Source organism: Wolbachia endosymbiont of Trichogramma kaykai (assembly GCF_045765165.1).
In the GTDB taxonomy this organism is placed as follows: Bacteria; Pseudomonadota; Alphaproteobacteria; order Rickettsiales; family Anaplasmataceae; genus Wolbachia.
This window is the reverse complement of the sequence record NZ_JBJJXK010000003.1, coordinates 72,722-91,132: the sequence shown is the minus strand read 5'-3', so window position 1 is coordinate 91,132 and position 18,411 is coordinate 72,722. Positions and strand designations below refer to the sequence as shown.

General features: G+C 33.3%; 18 protein-coding genes, 2 tRNA genes and 1 pseudogene. 11 read left to right on the top strand and 10 right to left on the bottom strand.

The annotated features are described in order from the left end of the window. The first annotated feature begins 3 nt into the window (after positions 1-3). Positions 4-798, top strand: a complete 795-nt coding sequence (dapF, locus tag wTKK_RS02390) for a diaminopimelate epimerase (protein ID WP_407511850.1) — start codon at positions 4-6, stop codon at positions 796-798. A 6-nt stretch (positions 799-804) separates the two neighbouring features. Here dapF and sucD read toward each other — a convergent pair whose 3' ends face one another. The 9 genes from sucD to hemF all read right to left on the bottom strand — a co-directional run bounded on the left by sucD (position 805) and on the right by hemF (position 6,078). Beyond that, on the bottom strand, positions 805-1,686 hold the full coding sequence (gene sucD, locus wTKK_RS02385) for a succinate--CoA ligase subunit alpha (RefSeq protein WP_407511849.1): 882 nt from the start codon (positions 1,684-1,686) through the stop codon (positions 805-807). Between the two features lie 3 nt (positions 1,687-1,689). After that, entirely contained in the window at positions 1,690-2,850 is a 1,161-nt protein-coding gene (gene sucC, locus wTKK_RS02380) for an ADP-forming succinate--CoA ligase subunit beta (RefSeq protein WP_407511847.1), read from the bottom strand. 30 nt (positions 2,851-2,880) lie between these two features. Further along, positions 2,881-3,081 carry a 30S ribosomal protein S21 gene (gene rpsU, locus wTKK_RS02375; RefSeq protein ID WP_211907618.1) on the bottom strand — a complete coding sequence of 67 codons (201 nt, stop codon included), beginning with the start codon at positions 3,079-3,081 and terminating at the stop codon, positions 2,881-2,883. Between the two features lie 197 nt (positions 3,082-3,278). Continuing rightward, positions 3,279-3,352, bottom strand: a tRNA-Pro gene (locus tag wTKK_RS02370). Positions 3,353-3,474: 122 nt separating this feature from the next. Beyond that, the gene (locus wTKK_RS02365) at positions 3,475-4,170 is read right to left on the bottom strand and encodes a 16S rRNA (uracil(1498)-N(3))-methyltransferase (protein WP_407511846.1); all 696 of its coding nucleotides are present in this window, start codon (positions 4,168-4,170) and stop codon (positions 3,475-3,477) included. A 32-nt stretch (positions 4,171-4,202) separates the two neighbouring features. Continuing rightward, positions 4,203-4,274, bottom strand: a tRNA-Glu gene (locus tag wTKK_RS02360). Between the two features lie 156 nt (positions 4,275-4,430). After that, positions 4,431-4,670 carry a hypothetical protein gene (locus tag wTKK_RS02355; RefSeq protein WP_407511845.1) on the bottom strand — a complete coding sequence of 80 codons (240 nt, stop codon included), beginning with the start codon at positions 4,668-4,670 and terminating at the stop codon, positions 4,431-4,433. A gap of 90 nt (positions 4,671-4,760) precedes the next feature. Further along, complete coding sequence (locus wTKK_RS02350) at positions 4,761-5,117, bottom strand: hypothetical protein (RefSeq protein WP_407511843.1); 357 nt, start codon at positions 5,115-5,117, stop codon at positions 4,761-4,763. 136 nt (positions 5,118-5,253) lie between these two features. Beyond that, entirely contained in the window at positions 5,254-6,078 is an 825-nt protein-coding gene (hemF, locus tag wTKK_RS02345; RefSeq protein WP_407511842.1) for an oxygen-dependent coproporphyrinogen oxidase, read from the bottom strand. 158 nt (positions 6,079-6,236) lie between these two features. On the opposite strand from hemF, the gene wTKK_RS02340 reads away from it, so the two are divergent. The 3 genes from wTKK_RS02340 (at position 6,237) to wTKK_RS02330 (ending at position 10,509) form a co-directional block, all read left to right on the top strand. Next, positions 6,237-8,717: a response regulator gene (locus wTKK_RS02340; RefSeq protein ID WP_407511840.1), complete on the top strand. Its 2,481-nt coding sequence runs from the start codon at positions 6,237-6,239 to the stop codon at positions 8,715-8,717. An 86-nt stretch (positions 8,718-8,803) separates the two neighbouring features. Continuing rightward, positions 8,804-9,646: a ParA family protein gene (locus tag wTKK_RS02335; RefSeq protein WP_407511838.1), complete on the top strand. Its 843-nt coding sequence runs from the start codon at positions 8,804-8,806 to the stop codon at positions 9,644-9,646. Next, positions 9,643-10,509 (top strand): ParB/RepB/Spo0J family partition protein, encoded by an 867-nt coding sequence (locus wTKK_RS02330; protein ID WP_407511837.1) that lies wholly within the window; start codon positions 9,643-9,645, stop codon positions 10,507-10,509. Before wTKK_RS02335 ends, wTKK_RS02330 begins: the two co-directional genes overlap by 4 nt. Before the next feature lie 84 nt (positions 10,510-10,593). Here the strand turns inward: wTKK_RS02330 and ispD are convergent, their stop codons facing one another. Beyond that, positions 10,594-11,799: a 2-C-methyl-D-erythritol 4-phosphate cytidylyltransferase gene (gene ispD / locus wTKK_RS02325; protein WP_407511835.1), complete on the bottom strand. Its 1,206-nt coding sequence runs from the start codon at positions 11,797-11,799 to the stop codon at positions 10,594-10,596. Positions 11,800-11,900: 101 nt separating this feature from the next. Here ispD and wTKK_RS06235 point away from each other — a divergent pair. The 7 genes and pseudogenes from wTKK_RS06235 (at position 11,901) to wTKK_RS02295 (ending at position 18,395) form a co-directional block, all read left to right on the top strand. Beyond that, positions 11,901-12,757: pseudogene (locus tag wTKK_RS06235) on the top strand (alpha/beta hydrolase family protein). Between the two features lie 49 nt (positions 12,758-12,806). Beyond that, positions 12,807-13,880: an AI-2E family transporter gene (locus wTKK_RS02320; protein WP_407511834.1), complete on the top strand. Its 1,074-nt coding sequence runs from the start codon at positions 12,807-12,809 to the stop codon at positions 13,878-13,880. 105 nt (positions 13,881-13,985) lie between these two features. Then, on the top strand, positions 13,986-14,621 hold the full coding sequence (locus tag wTKK_RS02315; RefSeq protein ID WP_407511833.1) for an HdaA/DnaA family protein: 636 nt from the start codon (positions 13,986-13,988) through the stop codon (positions 14,619-14,621). Positions 14,622-14,992: 371 nt separating this feature from the next. Next, positions 14,993-15,979 carry a site-specific tyrosine recombinase gene (locus tag wTKK_RS02310; RefSeq protein ID WP_407511832.1) on the top strand — a complete coding sequence of 329 codons (987 nt, stop codon included), beginning with the start codon at positions 14,993-14,995 and terminating at the stop codon, positions 15,977-15,979. A gap of 56 nt (positions 15,980-16,035) precedes the next feature. Further along, a complete protein-coding gene (locus wTKK_RS02305; protein ID WP_407511831.1) occupies positions 16,036-16,761 on the top strand; it encodes a lysophospholipid acyltransferase family protein in 726 nt (241 codons plus the stop codon). 43 nt (positions 16,762-16,804) lie between these two features. Continuing rightward, positions 16,805-17,074, top strand: a complete 270-nt coding sequence (gene rpsT, locus wTKK_RS02300; protein WP_407511830.1) for a 30S ribosomal protein S20 — start codon at positions 16,805-16,807, stop codon at positions 17,072-17,074. 79 nt (positions 17,075-17,153) lie between these two features. Continuing rightward, positions 17,154-18,395 (top strand): citrate synthase, encoded by a 1,242-nt coding sequence (locus tag wTKK_RS02295; RefSeq protein WP_407512212.1) that lies wholly within the window; start codon positions 17,154-17,156, stop codon positions 18,393-18,395. Positions 18,396-18,411 lie beyond the last annotated feature (16 nt).

Sequence of the window (18,411 nt, the reverse complement as noted above, 5' to 3'; positions counted from 1 at the left end):
ATAATGGTAAGTAACCTAACAGACAAGATCCCGTTTGTAAAGATGCATGGTACTGGCAATAGTTTTGTTATCATAGACTCACGTTCAGCAAATAATTTAGACTGGAATTATAGACAAATTGCTGATCAAGGCAGTTATGATCAAGTGATAATTATAACAATGTCTAATGCTGCAAACTGCTTTATGCATATCTACAATGCTGACGGTAGTCGAGCTGAAATGTGTGGAAACGCAGCACGCTGTGTTGGATATTTGATAATGTTAGAAAAAGGTACTGAATATATCACTATTGAGCTGATAAATAATCGTATCTTAGAATGTTTTAAAGTAGGTGATAAATCAATAAAGGTCAATATGGGTAAACCATTGCTTAAATGGAATGAAATTCCTCTTTCTTGTGAATGCGATCCCCTTTATCTACCTATAGAGCTTGAAATGCTGAAAGAGCCAGTTGCAGTAAATATTGGTAACCCTCATATAGTTTTTTTTGTTGATAACATAAGCGAAATACCATTGCAGAATTTAGGACCAAAGCTAGAAAATCACGAATTATTTCCTCAGAAAACAAATGTTAGTATTGCACAAATAGAAAAATCTGGAGAAATAAACTTAAGAGTTTGGGAAAGAGGAACAGGTATTACTGCTTCATGTGGTAGTGCGGCTTGTGCAGCACTCGTTGCATCTATACTTCGTCAGTGCTTAGCTACCAAACAAACTTCAGTGCATTTACCAGGAGGTCAGTTACTGATTGAGTGGTCGCAAAATATACTGATGACTGGGGATATAGGGTTTTTATGACCTAGACTAGGCACTGACACTCATTACTTCTAACACCTTTTTACCAATCACAGCAGGGGTTTCTGCAATCGCAATCCCAGCACTACGCATAACCTCTAACTTTGCACCAGCACTTCCGCCACTAGAGGAGATAATAGCCCCAGCGTGCCCCATACGTCTTCCTGGAGGTGCTGTTTGACCTGCTACAAAACCAATGATTGGCTTTTTAGTTTTTTCTGTTTTCACAAAATGTGATACATCCTCTTCTTCGTTTCCACCTATTTCACCAATAACTATAATACCATGAGTGTCATCATCTTTCAAAAACAACTCCATACAATCAACAAACGTCATACCATGAATAGGATCCCCTCCAATTCCTATACATGTTGACTGACCAAGACCAACAGCGGTTGTTTGTGCTACCGCTTCATAAGTTAAAGTTCCAGAGCGAGACATAATTCCTATATGTCCACGTCTGTGAATATGTCCTGGCATAATTCCTATTTTGCATTCTTCGGGTGTAATAACCCCTGGACAGTTTGGGCCAATCAATCGACTGTTTGAACCAGCGAGAGCGTGCTTTACCTTTACCATGTCAAGTATAGGAATGCCCTCTGTGATGCAAACTATTAATTCTATCTCTGCATCTATTGCCTCAAGTATCGCATCAGCTGCAAATTTAGCAGGTACATATATCACAGTAGCATTCACGTCAGTTTTTTCTTTAGCTTCTGCTACGGTATTAAAAACTGGTAAATTAAGGTGAGTGCTTCCACCCTTGCTAGGAGTTACACCGCCAACCATTTTGACTCCATAGCTAATTGCTTGTTCTGAATGAAATGTACCTTGTGCACCAGTAAAGCCCTGACATATTAACCTTGTATCTTTATTTACTAAAACAGACATACTCTACTTCACCTCTTGTACTATTTTCCGTGCAGCCTCATCAAGTTCGTCTGCAGCAATAATATTTAGCCCTGACTCTTCTAAAATTCTTTTTCCTTCTTTGAAGTTAGTGCCTGATAATCTAACCACTAAAGGGACCTTAATATCTATTTCTTTTGCAGCTTCAACTACTCCATTTGCAATGATATCACAACGCATTATACCGCCAAATATATTAACCAAAATTCCTTTTACATTACTATCAGATAATATAATTTTAAATGCTTCAGTGACAGTTTCCTTACTTGCTCCACCACCAACATCTAGAAAGTTAGCAGGCTCTGCTCCATAGTACTTTATTATATCCATTGTTGCCATAGCAAGACCTGCACCGTTCACCATGCAACCAATATTGCCATCCATTTTTATATAACTGAGACCATGCTTTGAAGCTTCTATTTCTTCTTTGACTTCTTCATCGTAATCACGTAGGCTCACGATTTCTGAATGACGGTATAGAGCATTGTCATCAAAATTAATTTTAGCATCAAGTGCAATAAAATCTCCAGCATTCGTTTCAACTAGTGGATTAATTTCTATCTGGCTCGCATCAGTTGTAATAAACGCATCATATATATTTTTTGCAATATTCGTTACCTTTCCTATTTGTTCTGAACTCAGATTAAAGCTATTGCAAAGCTTATTGTTACCAAAACCTGTAAAACCAGTAGCAGGGTCAATACTAAAATTCACAATCTTTGTAGGAGAATTTTTTGCTACTTCTTCGATATCCATTCCACCTTCCGAAGAAAATATAAATACTAGCCTACTAAGCTTTGGATCGACTACTAGACTCAAATAGTACTCTTTTTTAATACTTGAACCTTCTTCAATGTATACTCTCTTTACCTGCTGTCCGCTTGGCCCTGTTTGATGAGTAACCAAAGTCATGCCAAGCATGTCCTTTACAAGTTGTTGAGCCTCTTCAGTTGACTTTGCTAGCTTTACGCCACCAGCCTTACCCCTACCACCTGCATGAATCTGAGCTTTAACCACAAACACGTCAGATTTTAGTTGGTTTATTTGAGTTGCTACTTCTTCTGCAGACGTAGCAACAAAACCCTTTGGTACTGGAACATTAAACTTGTGTAAAATTTCCTTCGCTTGATATTCGTGAATATTCATAAGATAACTAATTATTAACCTTAGTAAAAGCTACCAACCATAACGCTGTCTTCTGCATTCCTGCTGATACCTCTTTTTCCTTGCTTCAGCTTTTTTCTTAGCTGTTTTCTCCGATTTCTTTTCGTGATATTTTTTTTTCATTTTGATCCCTCTTCCCTCCTTTTGAATTATTTTTTTCAATACTGGAAGAGCTCTATCTACATCACCATAATGCACTGATACTTCAATCAAACTCTACACCTCCTTCGGTAATCACTTCAAGATCCATTTATAGATTAGAAAATTAACATTGTCAATTATTTTACAAACTTGAACGATAGAATATGATATACAGTGATTCATATGAAAAATCTTCATTTTGCTGTCAATCATTTACTTGCTGATAAAAATTGCTCTTGGGCTACAGTGCTCTTGTAATTTTTCTAATCTCGGGGCGGAGAGATTTGAACTCCCGACCCTTTGGTCCCAAACCAAATGCGCTACCAGGCTGCGCTACGCCCCGACTTCTTTACTAAGAGTATCGATAGTTCGGAAAAATGCAAGTTTCATTTATTTCTTTTAGGAAAAATATAATGCAGATTTCTTTATATAGAGTGTCAAGTTGCACTAGCCGTATTAAAAAATCTAGCTATACCAATTAGTGAAGGTTAATGCAGCAACTACAGCAGTATCAACCCTCAAAATTCTTTTTCCTAGACTCAGTTTCTGACAAAATTTATTGGCAGAATCAAGTTCACAAGATGAAAAACCACCTTCGGGGCCAACAATAATAGCAACGTTTTTCTTGCCTTTTAGAACTTTATTAGGAGGTTTTCCTTCACCTGTTTCATCACATAAAACAAAATTTTTATTCTGAGAATCGGATAATTCACAAAAATTAATAGGAAGAAAAATCTGTGGTATACTTGTCCTACCGGATTGTTCCGCAGCTTCAATTGCATGTAATTTCGCTCTACTTAGGTTAATGTTTTTTACTACTGTACGTTCTGTTGAAATAAATTGAATGCAGGTTACTCCCATTTCAGTTGCTTGTCTTACTATGTTGCTTAAGGCGCCGCTTTTTACCAGAGCACAATACAAATATAGATTTTTTTCATGTTGTTGTTGTTTAGTGCGTTCTTTTATTATAATTTTTGTCGATTTGCTTGATATATTCACTACTTCTCCTAACCATTCTCCATCCTTTCCATTAAAAAGATAGATGTTATCATGCTTCTTAAGCCGCATTACATTGTAAATATAGTGACTTTGTCGTGGATGAAGCACCAAAGTTACATTTTGTGATAAAGCTTCTTCAACATAAAGCCTAATTTTTTTCATTTAAAACTTTAGTTATTTGCATTCTGTTTGAGTGACTCTTACGGGATTTGAACCCGTGTTACCACCGTGAAAGGGTGGTGTCCTAACCACTAGACGAAAGAGTCGCTTTGAATCTAACTGAGTTATATCGATTATACATATAAAGTCAATTCAATTATTTTGAATCACACAGTTAGAGTGATATATCAGTGATTTTATATCGACAGCCTCCTATTACCCCATGTTCAATGCTTACTGAACCTATCTCAGATTTAGGAGCTTTAGATCCTAATTCTAATTTGTTCAACTTTTGTATCTGATACATCTTCATAAATAGGTTCTCCCAATATACTAGAACAACCACTATCTTTCAATAATAAATTTTCAGCAGATCCTTTATGCATATCATATACTTCAGCATAAATGGATTCTTCCGATGCTCTCAACTCTTCTAATGAGTTACTAACCTTAGCGTCATATACCTCATCATAAATGGGCTCTTTTAAAAGTAAAATCATCATGCTCAAAAATTCTAGGAGGTTTTTTAGGTGAGTCGGCCTTAAATTTTAGCCCTACTTCCTCTTTAAGCTTGTCACAACTTTCCGTTTGTTTCAAAATCTCCAATATTTCTTTTCTTTCTTTTTTATTAGTTCACCAAGTGCTAAACAACATTTTTCTTTAGGATCTTTGAGACTTTCCTTATCTCCGTACTGCATATCTTCTGATGCTATTTTGTATTGAAGGATTACATTTCCTATAATATTATTTATTTCATTAATATTTGCTCCAGCACTAACAAGTAACGTCATTGCATTATGATCAAGATTTGTTACCGCATACTCTAAAGCTCGATTTAAAGTTTGATCATTATTCAAGCCAAATGACCCCTTGTTCCTAAAAGGATTAATTTTAGAAAAGAGTTTTTCAAAGCTGTTTACTATATTATGAAGACTTAAAGCTAGCCTCACGCCTCTTATATTGCTATTTCTAGCGGATTTAATTAAAAAACTATCTACTAACCCATGATTGTACCCCTCTATACAAAATCACCATTCTGGTACAATTTTAAACTATAACGATTTATTTTATATTAATAACCGCTTTTCACACCCACTTAACAAGAGGCGGCATCGATATCATAATTGCATCGGGGTTACCATTAGTCATTAAACCAAACCTTGTGCCACGATCATAGAGAAGATTGAACTCCACATATCTGCCACGTTTTATCAATTGTTCTTCTCGTTGTTCTTTTGTCCAAGATTTTTGCATATGTTTGTGTATGATGTGTAAGTAAATTTCTAAAAAGGCTTCACCTACTGCTTTTGTGAACTCAAAATCATTTTTCCAGTTGCCAGAAGTTAGATTGTCATAAAAAATTCCACCAATACCACGTGGCTCTTTCCTATGTTGTAAAAAAAAGTAATCATCACATTGCTTTTTAAATTTAGGATAATATTCGATGTTGAACTCATCGCAAGTTGCTTTAATTGATTCGTGAATATATTTGCAATCTCCCTCATCTTTATAAATTGGAGTAAAGTCCATTCCTCCACCAAACCATTGTTTTGAGGTATATATCAGCCTTGTGTTCATATGTGCTGCAGGGATAAGGGGAGATTGCATGTGAGACACTAAAGATATACCGCTTGCCCAAAACTCTCCATTGCTTTCACTTGCACCAGGAATTTCATTAATGGCTGAGTCTTCGAGCTTTCCGTATACTCTTGAAACATTTACTCCAACTTTTTCAAAAATATTACCAAAGATAATTGTAGATTCACCACTTCCTCCACCTGGTCGGTTCCACTTTCTTTTTTCGATTTTTGGTTGTGTGAATGACTGTACCTCAATTGATAAGAAAGATTCGGTGATCTTGTTTCTCAGTGCGCAGAACCATTCAAATGCTTGTATCTTTTGTTTTTCCATAATGCCTTCTGTTGGCTTGTTAATATTACTGTACTCTATATTTACAGAACTTGATTAGATTGGGATAGTAACTACCCATCAAGGATGTTAATAAATCTATAATAATTAATCAATATAGTAGAATATTTTTATATGTGCAAGGATGCTAAGCAATAATAATGGGTAAAAGATACATAGATAACAAAAAAGAGAACAGAGTTGACTTCATACTAAGAAATTATGAGATATCAATTATTGTGATGGCAGTCATTATGTTCTTACCTCCAATAGCAATATCAGTGCTCTATTTTTCTAATGTATATAGTCAGCATGTTAATATAGAGATTAATTTATTAATTAGCATTCTAATGACTCTCTTTGTGGTATATAATATAAAACGTTGCAAGTATCTACTCAATATCATAGAGTTTCAAAATGCAATATTTGCAAATGCGCTGAATCATAATACAGAGTTTTGTCTTATTTTACATAAAGATGAGGGTATTATTTATGCTGATGCGAGGTTCTACGAAAGGTTTAAAGATCACATAAACGATGATGTTACGCTAGATAAAATTCTTGAAGCAGGAGACGTGTCAGAAAAAGACAGAAAATCACTCTATCATGCGTTAAGAAATAACACTTCCGTAAAAATATGCATCTCCTTAAGCAAGAAGAGTAGAATATCTAACTTTCTTTTGCTCTCTGAACCAATACCGGATAATCCACAAATTGCTATAAATAGTAACAAGACTTTAAATTTATCATTAGCCCCAATAGCAAGACCGAATGGGTATTTTGTACTGAAGGCAACTCAGGTAAACAAAGAGCAGGTATATGAAGAGCTGATAGAGAAACACAATATAGCAACTTACGTTGCAAATACAAAGGGATGTATCTTATCTGTAAATAAAAGATTTTTAGACATGTTTGAACTAAAAAAATTGGAAAAAGGTAGCTCAATCAATGATTTTATATCTCAATCTAAGTATGACGATACAATAACCAAAAATGAAATTATGTTTTTTACTATAAACGGTGCTCCATTTAAGGCTTATATGAGTACTGCTATATTTTGTGATAAATACAATCATAGCTATATACACGGCTTTATAACACCAACTGAATCAAATATTGTTGATTATCAACTACACCCTTGTTTTACAAATTCGTCAATTGCTATTGCACAATGCGACATAAATGGCAATTTTATAAAGAAAAATATAGCATTAGTAAAACTTGCGGGGTCAAACAATGGTTCTATCTTTACATTGATATCAGATGGTTATCATATGAAAGTGCGTGAATATTTTTCAAGTAATAGGATAAATAATGCGTCCTTTGATGTGCAGCTCAATGGCGGTAATAACATGAAAATATATTTTAATAAGTTTCTTCATAATAAAGTGATGTTCATACTTTGTTATTTTATTGATAATACTGAACGTAAAAAACTAGAGATAAAACTTGAGCATTATCAAAAGGTGCAAGCTATAGGGCAATTAGCAGGTGGTATTGCACATGATTTCAATAATATATTAACCGGAATAATAGGATTTTGTGATTTGCTTTTACTCCAGCACTCAGCTAGCGACCCATCTTTTAGAGATATAATACAGATACAGCAAAATGCAAAACGTGGGTCAAATTTAGTAAGACAACTGCTTGCTTTTTCAAGAAGACAGACTTTGCAGCCAAAGATTATTAATGTAAATGGTACGATAGCTAATCTTTATGAAATGATCAAAAGATTAATAGGTGAAAATATAAAATTTAATATTTATTATGGTAGCGATTTGGGTGCTGTTAGGGCTGACCAAGGACAATTAGAGCAAGTTATGCTTAACTTAGCAGTTAATGCTGGTGCTGCTATGGAAAAGGGGGGAGAGTTAACCATACGAACCTTTAATCAAAAGGTTGATTCATTAAATTCTACACCTCAGGATATGTTTTCTCCAGATAAGGAAACGATTGAACATGGGAATTATGTTGTGATTGAAGTGATTGATACTGGATGTGGAATGATGAGTGATATAATTGAAAAGGCATTTGATCCATTTTTTTCTACCAAAGATATTACTTCTGGTACAGGTCTTGGCCTCTCTACTGTATATGGCATTATTAAACAAACCGAAGGATACATCTATGTTGCCAGCAAAGTAAATCATGGAACTAAATTTAGCATATTTTTGCCCATAGTTTACATATCGGATGAAAATGATAAAGAGGAAGATAGTAAAGAAATAGAGAAACCGGTAGAGATTAAAGGTAATGGTATAATTTTATTAATTGAAGATGAAGATTCAGTAAGGGAATTTACTGCTAAGGCTCTTACAAGAAAAGGATTTAATGTGATAGAAGCGAGTATAGGCAGCGAGGCACTAGAGATCATTAGAAAAAAAAATCAACACATAGATCTAATAATCACTGATGTAATCATGCCAGAGGTGAGTGGTCCAGAAATAGTTAAAGAAACATTGATACATAGGCCAAACATCAAAGTTATTTTTATTTCTGGGTATGCAGAGGATGCTTTCTTAAAGAGCGATGAAATCAATATAGAAGACTTCCATTTTTTACCCAAACCATTTACTCTGAATGAGTTAGGAAATAAGGTTCAAAGTGTGTTACACAAGACAAAAAAAGGCAGTTTACTTTGAGCATGATTGGCAACAAAAAAAATTTTCTAATGCAAAAATTTCTTGCATATATACAATAGAGTTATTTCATACATAAGATAAAAGGCGTGAGCAAGATCATTGCAGTAGTAAATCAAAAGGGTGGAGTTGGTAAAACTACAACTAGTATAAATTTATCAACAGCCTTTGCTGCTGTGGGAAAAAGTACTTTACTGGTGGATCTTGACCCTCAAGGAAATGCTAGTACAGGGCTTGGGATTTCTTATCGTAGCAGGGAAGAAAAAAATATATATAAAATACTGCTGAGCAGCGAAAGTGAATTGGTGGAATCGGCAATTTTCAATATAAAGGAAATTCCAAATCTATCGCTGATTTCATCAGTGGTTGACTTATCAGCTGCAGAAATTGAGCTATCACAACTTGAGCAGGGAAAATTCGTACTAAAAGATACGCTAGAGAAAGTACGTAATAATTATGAGTACATAATTATCGATTGTCCTCCATCACTTGGTCTGCTTACTATCAATGCTCTGACCGCTGCTGACTCGATTATTGTTCCTCTTCAGTGTGAATTTTTCGCTCTGGAAGGATTGAGCCATTTAGTTAAGACTGTAGAGCTGATAAAAAGAAATAACCTAAACCCTTTCCTGTTAATAGAGGGAATATTGCTCACAATGTATGACAGACGCAACAAACTTAGTGAGCAGATTAAAAATGATATTTGCCAATATTTAGATGATAAAGTATATAAAACTATTATCCCCTTGTATGAGACCATTATTCCACGTAATGTACGGTTATCAGAAGCGCCTTCTCATGGAAAACCTGCTATTGTATATGATCTTAAGTGTCCTGGTGCACAAGCATATATAAGTTTGGCAAAAGAGATTTTAAAGAAACACATGAGCATCTGTAAAGAGAAAAAGCTGATAAGTGAGGGTGCAGCGTGAAGGACAATAGGCGCTTAGGTAGAGGTCTTGCTGGCCTCATAGGAGATAATTATGGTAATAAAGAAGATCGGTTACCTATTTCATTACTACACCCGAGCAAATTTCAGCCGAGAAAATATTTTGATAAGGAGTCATTAAAAGAACTTGCAGGTTCGATAGAGAAAAATGGTATAATACAACCTGTTGTGGTGCGCAAAGATCCAAATAATGAAGGTTATGAAATAGTAGCAGGGGAACGTCGTTGGCGGGCAAGTAAGGTCATAAATCTTGATAGTGTGCCGGTTATCATAAAAGATTTAAATGACAAGGAATGCTTAGAAGTATCGATAATTGAAAACATACAGAGGCAAGATATTAATCCAATAGAAGAAGGTGAGGCGTACAGAAAACTAATAGATGAATTCTCCTATACACACGAAGAATTAGCCTTAACTTTAGGTAAAAGCCGCAGTCACATAACCAATATGATACGAATGCTGTCACTCCCTAATGGAGTAAAAACAATGATCAACGAGAAAAAATTGTCTATGGGTCATGCAAGAGCATTGATTAATGTTGAAAATGCGGAAAGTATTGCAGAAAGAATAGTTTCTCAGGGCCTGAGCGTTAGGAGAACTGAAAAATTGATAAAAGACTTACAACAAAATAACGACCGAAAAGAGCATAAGTGTGCTAAATATCAAGATATGGCAGCATTAGAAGGAGCTATATCTTCTCAGCTTGGTTTAAAGATCAAAATTAGTGAAAGTAATTCTAAGGGTAAAGTCATGATACGTTATAACAACTCAAATGAATTGGATTTTATATTGAAAATTTTGAATAGAAGACTTGAATCAGCTATTAATGTCGAAAGTAGCTCATAGAAATTTCTTGAGAAACCTTCCCAGTTTCCTTGCAATGGAAGTGAAATGGTGGAGTTTGTCAAGTAAGTTGTTTCGTTTCTACCTTCAATAAAAATTTGCACGCAATAGCACAGAAGCATACGTTGCTATTGCCTCATTTCTGCCAATAGAACCTAATTTTTCCGCTGTGGTTGCTTTGATACTTACGAATTCACCATTAATTTCTAATATTTTTGATATGAATTCCTTCATTCCTGCTTTGTAAGGCGATATTTTAGGCTCTTCACAAACTATAGTAATATCTAAATTAGACACGCTATATCCTTTTTCCTGTGCTTTTTTAGCAGCAAAGTCAAGAAAATGAGATGAATTGCAATCCTTCCATTTAGAGGAATTAGGAGGAAAATGTTCTCCTATATCGCCAAATCCTAGTGCTCCGAGTATTGCATCAACGATTGCATGTATTGCAACATCACCATCGGAATGTGCCTCTATTGCCATATTATGCTCAATTTCCACACCGCAAATTTTTATAAAGCTCTTAGCATCATTTTGAATTTTAACAAATTTATGTATATCATAACCGGTTCCTACACGGAATTTTGGCTCTCCAAAGAGAAGTTTTGCCATATTGATATCCTCTTTTGTAGTTAACTTAAAATTCTTTTTCTCACCTTCAATAATCGCAACATGTTTTTTATGCTCCACTATTAGTGATGAATCATCAGTAAATTCTTTGACTGATTGATGGCACGATAATAATTCTCTGAAATTAAAAATTTGAGGAGTTTGCATGGCTCTAAGTTTTTCTCTTGAAATCGTAGATTCAATGAAATTATTACTCACCAACGATATAGTATCCTCGACTTCTATTGCTGGAACTACTCCTGTATATTGACCATTAATCATAGATTCAATCAAGTTGTTTATTAGAATATTTGATACAAAAGGCCTACAAGCGTCGTGTATAATAACAAAATCTGGATTGATCTTTTGCAAACTCTCCAGTCCAAGTTCAACTGAACTCTGCCTGCTTTTTCCTCCACATACTGGACTCAGCAATTTAGTATCTATAGTTGATGACGCAACTTCTTTATAGAAATCTTTTTGACTTTCATTCACTACCACTCTTATGTAACTTATGTACTGATTAGCTAAGAATTTCCTAATTGTGTGAAATAAAACAGACTTACCTGCCAATTTTATATACTGTTTAGGGATTTTGGCATTGCATCTACTGCCTACTCCTGCTGCAACTATTAATGCTGCTATCTTGTATTCCTCAAGTCTGTTAGTGTACATGCTTACCATTTTCGGTGTTAATACAAGTCATCTAGCATTTTAAAAAAGTTGATCCAATTCTCAAAAAAGAATATTCTTTCACTAGGTCTAATATATGCTAGAGGAAAATAATACACGTTGCTAAGTATAATAAAGAAAATGAGATACATCTTATATTTTTTCATGGAATAGGTGATAATTATAAGAATGTGGCCAGGTATATACAAGATAGATCTACATATCTCCATAGGTCTAATTTTCACACTCATGCACATAAATACCCAATTGCATTTCAAAACTATATAACTTACGCAACAGCTAGTTTCTTGTTTTTAGGAATATCAATACTATTACAAACTTTAATATTACTTACTAATCCAATGAAATCTAGGACATCAAGCTTAGCCATCTTAGCAGCTTTAACTTGCACCTTATAAATAAGAATCAAAGCTTGTCTCAGCCTTCAGTAAAAGAAATCAGTAAATTAATTGACAATGGTGTGAAGCCTGAAAACATTATACTTCTCGGCCATTCCTTTGGAGAAGCAATTGCATCAGAAGTGCTGAAATATTTTACAGACAGAGATATTAAGCTCGGAGGTATTATTTTTACCAGCACTTTCAGCTCTTTTTACAATTCAATAAAGCATTTTCCAATTTCTCAGACAAAAATTCTAAGCATATTACCCTCTTGTTTGTTAAAAAAATGCTTAAGGTCCTAAGTTTAGACTTTGATATAGTAAGCAATATACAAAAGCTACAAAAATGATATATTAATAGCGATCATTAATCATGAAAGAGACACCTTAATACCATATCCTGCGCAATTAGCAAAAGGACTAGAAGATAATCAATCGTTAAATAACAATTTGACCAAAATCGTTAATTTGGAAAGCTTTGAATATGACCCGCACAACGGAGTTTTATCTGGTTGTGAATTGGATGAAAATTTAGCTGATCTGATACTTAATAAAACAATGCATAGATAGTATTTACAAAAAACTGTATATTTTTTGGTAAATTGACTATGTTAGACATATGCAAAAACGTCATATAACTATTTGTTGTGTACTACTTTTTATAATAGGGGCATTGTTTTTGATGCGTCCTATAATTGCTCCGTGTCTAACATCCGTTTTTGTTGCACATTTGTTTAACCCTCTAGTAACCAAGTTTGAAAAATACAGAATACCGCGTTCATGTTCTGTAGTTTTTATAACACTTGCCTTATTGATAGCTTTTATATTAGTTATTACGTTTGTTTTACCTATTATATATTTTCAAATTACTTTAATATTAAATTTCTTAGTGAATAAGATACCTTCACTAAAACTTAAAGTGATTCCTTCTGTGCTAGAATTTCTTAATATAAAAACTGAAGATAGTTTATTTGGTCACTTGTCTAAAAATCTAGTAGAAAATTACAGTGATTATATATCTTATTTTATAAATGCTCTTAGCATGGGCAGTAATCTTATAATTCAAGTGCTAAGTTCAAGCTTTAGTTTTATTTACATGGTATCATTAATAGCTATTACGCTTATGGTGTTTTTTTATGTATTACGTGATTGGCCTTCAATTGTAGAAAAGGTTAGTAAACTAATTCCCATTCTTTACAGAGAAAAAGCTGTAGGTTATTTTTCCAAAGTAGATTTGATTATATCTAATTACCTAAAGGGACAGCTAAACGTATGTATAGTTATGATGATCTTTTACTCCGTGGGCCTTAGCATAATTGGGCTGAAGCATTCTGTAGCTATTGGAATTTTATCAGGGACATTAACATTTATACCCTATATAGGGCCATTATTATACACTATTATCGGATTTTTGAGCACCATTACTCAATTTAGTGGATGGTTTGAAAGTGCTGCTGTCTTGCTATTATTTAGTGTTGGTCAATTAATAGATTCAAGCATATTAGTGCCTTTATTAATAGGAAAAAAAGTTCATATACATCCAATTATCATGATTTTAGGAGTTGTCATATGTACCTCATATTTTGGGTTTATAGGTATATTATTTTTTATTCCAATAATAGCAATGTTCAGTGTATTAGTAGAATATACAGTTAATAAATATTTTGAAAGTGAGCTTTATAAAAATGGCTAATTAGTTCACGATAAAAAGAAAAAGGACCTCTGATACATTTGAGAGATGCAAGTAAATTTTTATGCAAAAATTATTATCAAAAAGTAGTAATGTAAGAGGCTTTACGTGCAATTAAATTTATTTAACAATAATCAAGTTGATTATTGTTGGCAAAATTATATCGTCTTAGACGAAAACAAGCACATATATAACTCGATAATTAATGATTTATCTTGGAAATGCTTAATTCTGTTTGGGCCTAAAAACTCTGGGAAAACCCACCTTGCTCATATCTGGCAATCAAAAAACGATGCTATTTTCATTGATGTAAATAATTTTGTAAGTGAAATAAGGTACAGCGATGCGTTTATTTTAGAAGATGTACAAAACATTAAAGATGAGGAAATGTTATTACATTGTTATAATTACATGAAAGAAAATGATAAGAGACTGCTAATTACTTCTTCGATTTTACCGAAAAAGCTTAATTTCAAACTAAAAGATTTAAGCTCGCGAATATTATCAACTATCAGCGTAAAAATTTTACCTGCAAGCGAGGAATTATTAAGAATAATGCTAATAAAACAATTTTCAGATAAACAGTTAAAAATTGATCTAAAGGTAATTGATTATATTCTAGCAAGAATAGAACGTTCTTTCCACAGCATTAATAAAGTTATAGAAAAAATAGATAATGAATCTATGGGATCAAATGTAACCATTCCTTTTATTAACACTTTATTAAAAAAAGGTGCCAGTTGATTGCTTTTTTTGTAGAGTGTTTATTCTATATATTAGAAATTTATTAATAACCATGCAATAATGAAGTTGGAATCGCTATTTCTTTATTCTTAAACTATAATAAATGCTGTGATGTAATAAGAATAAACAGACATAGCTAAGGGATATTTTATACGATAGTAAAACTTACTTTACAGGATGTTTTTTATAGATTTGATGTTATAATGAAAACATGGTAAAAATAAGATCAAATTTAAAAAAAAGGTTAAAACAAAGGTTTGTAGTACTTGCTTTATTGATAAATGCTTTGCTTATCTCATATTTTCTTACAAAAAAGACAAAAAATACTTTCAATCAGATTGTAGTCAAAGAAATAAATATAGGAGCTGATAATGAAAAATAAACAACTACAAAATAAAAAAGAGAATCTTTACATAACGTATTACATAGATACTTTGGTTTCCGAAAAATCCTCTACACAAAATACTTTGGAAAGTTATCGTTCAGATTTACACCAACTTGAAAAATTTTTATTAGAAGGAGGCACTACCTTAGTTGGTGCAAGTAAAGCTAATATTAAAGATTATGTAAACTTTTTACGTACACAAAAGAAATATAAAACTAGCTCTATATCAAGAAAAATATCTGCTATCAAAAATTTCTATAAGTGCCTATTTAATGATGGAATAATAGACTTTAATCCAGCACCAGCTAGTGATAATGAATTAAGAAATCCAAAGGTTTCCCGTCCTTTGCCTAAGCATTTAAGTGTTCAAGAAATATTTTTGCTCATGGAAACAGTAAAAAAATCAGCAAGCGGATCGAATAAAAAGATAAGCAGTAAAAGGCTATGTGCAATTTTAGATATCCTTTACTCTTCCGGGATGCGTGTTTCTGAACTGATTAATATGAAGTTATGTGAAGTATCACATTTAGTAAACAGTAAAGGTAAAGAAGGCTATATAATAATAAAAGGAAAAAGTGGTAGAGAAAGGCAAATCTTTTTTAATGAGCAAGCATTGCAAAGCCTTAAAGATTATTTATCAATTCGTGACGATCTGCTCCCTAACAACAAAAAATCTGATTGGCTATTCCCAGGTGATAAACCTAATAAACCAATTACAAGGCAAAGAGTTGGTCAATTAATAAAGGAATTAGCAAGAAAGTGCGATATTGATGAAAATAAAATCTCTCCACATGTGGTTAGGCATTCTCTTGCTACCCATCTACTGAATAGCGGAGCAAATATTGTGCTGATACAAAAAATTCTTGGCCATACTAATCTTTCCACAACACAAATATATACTCATATTGCTAACGAAAAGTTAAAGGACAAATTAGCTGATTCTCATCCTATTACTCAGATGATCAATAATTAAACTTATTGCTTTTAGTTTTGTAGTAAAGTTAAATTCAAATAAGTTTACGTGTGTTTGTGATTACAAGTTTATTGTTTAATTTATTCCTTATATTATGGGAAGTATTCTATACTTTAATTACTCTCCCTGTAATTTTCTTTCCTGAGTGTGTAATAACCATTTTCCTTGTTTGCTCGGTGAGAGTTGTGTTGTTCATGTTGCGTTTATTATGTGGCATTAAATATGAAGTGAGGGGAATGGAAAACATTCCTAAGCAACCTTTTATAATTGCATCTAAACACCAATCTCCATTTGAAACATTTATTTTTATACTACTCTTTAGAAAAGCAGTTTTTATTTTAAAACGTGAATTGAAATGGATTCCATTCATTGGTTTGCATCTCATGGCATTAAAAATGATTTTTATTAACCGCTCAGATGGTATTAGTTCTGTGCGTCATATCATGAAATTAGCAAAAGTGTGTATAAAAGAAAATAGAGGCATAATAATATTTCCTGAAGGTACAAGAACAACTATAAACCAAAATATGAAATATCAATCGGGTATTGCTGCTTTATATAGCGTATTATCTGTTCCTGTGTTACCGATTGCTTTAAACACTGGTTTGTTTTGGCCAAAAAGCATACTTTCTCTGAGAAAGAATCCCGGAAAGGCGGTAATAGAAATATTACCTCCCATATATCCTGGGTTAAACAAAAATGAATTCTTGCAAAGTTTAGAAAAAATCATTGAAGAAAGAAGTAGTAGATTAATTGCAGAAAAAACTGATATTGCAAATTAACAAAAAAACTTTATAATTAAGAGAAAAGTACAGGTATTAATATATGGCGAATCATAAGAGTGCTAAAAAAATGATGAAGGTAATAGCAAAGCGTACTTTAGTAAATAAGATGCGAAAAAGCAAGACTCGTACTGCTATTAGAAGATTAGTTGATATAATCAATTCTGGTGATAAAGACAATGTTGTCTTGGCATTTCGGAATGCTGAATCCAATTTACACAAATGTGTAAATAAAGGTGTCATTCATAGGAATACTGCTGCGCGTAAAATAAGTCGCTTAAATGCAAAAGTAAAAGCATTGATGACCGCTTGATACGGTTAATGTAAAGTTAGCTGTATTAATATATACTCTTCAGTTTGTATATTTTGTATAAAATTAAGTAGCTCAAGTGATAGATAAAAAAGCGTTATTGGAACTAAGTAATGGGTCAAAAATTGACCTCCCCGTATTGAGTGGAACAGTAGGTCCTGATGTGTTAAATATTAAGGATTTATATAAGAAGACAGGATTATTCACTTACGATCCAGGATTTGTTTCCACAGCTTCATGTTCTTCTTCAATTACATTTATTGATGGAGATGAAGGAGTTCTTAAATATAGGGGACATAATATAGCTGATTTGGCAGAGGATAATAATTTTACTGCTGTGATTTATTTATTGCTCTATGGTGAATTACCCAGTTCAGAGCAACACAAAAAATTTCTTCTCAAAATACAAGAATCATCCAAAGTATCAGAGCAAGTTACAAATGTAATCAAAGCATTTCCAAAAACTGCTCACCCTATGTCGATTTTAGTTGCATGTTTTGCAAATTTGTCAGCGTCTTACCATGAAATGCATGGCAAAAATGTCAATGGTGAAGATTTAGATTTTGGAATTTCTGCAATAGCAAAAGTTCCTGCAATTGTTGCTATGATTTATAGACATATCAACAATCAGGAATTCATAAATGCTAATAATAAATTAAGTTATAGTGAGAATTTCTTAAATATGATATTTGGCGGTGCTGTTAATAACACCCTTTTTGTAAAAGCCCTGGATAAAATATTTACTCTCCATGCTGATCATGAACAGAATGCTTCTACAGCAGCTGTCAGGTTGGTAGGGTCAGCCGGTTCTAATCTATTTGTAAGCCTTTCTGCAGGAGTTGCTACACTTTGGGGTCCAGCACACGGTGGAGCTAATGAGGCAGTTATAAATATGCTCAAAGAGATAGAGCAAAGTGGAAGTGTAGATAGATTCATTGAGAAAGCTAAAGATGATAAAGATCCATTTAAGCTAATGGGATTTGGGCATCGTGTTTATAAAAACTATGATCCGCGTGCGCTTATATTAAAGGATGCTTGTCATAAGATTTTAAGCAAACTAGAGCAAAACAACGAATTACTTGAAATTGCAAAAAAACTTGAAGAGATAGCTTTAAAGGATGAGTATTTTATTACACGTAAGTTGTATCCAAACGTTGATTTTTATTCAGGTATAATAATGAATGCTATTGGTATCCCTTCCAGTATGTTTACACCCATTTTTGCACTCGCGAGAACCACTGGTTGGGTTGCCCAGTGGTATGAAATGGTAAACGATAAAGAAACCAAGATTTGTAGGCCAAGGCAGCTCTACCTTGGCAAATAAACTTTCATTCACAATT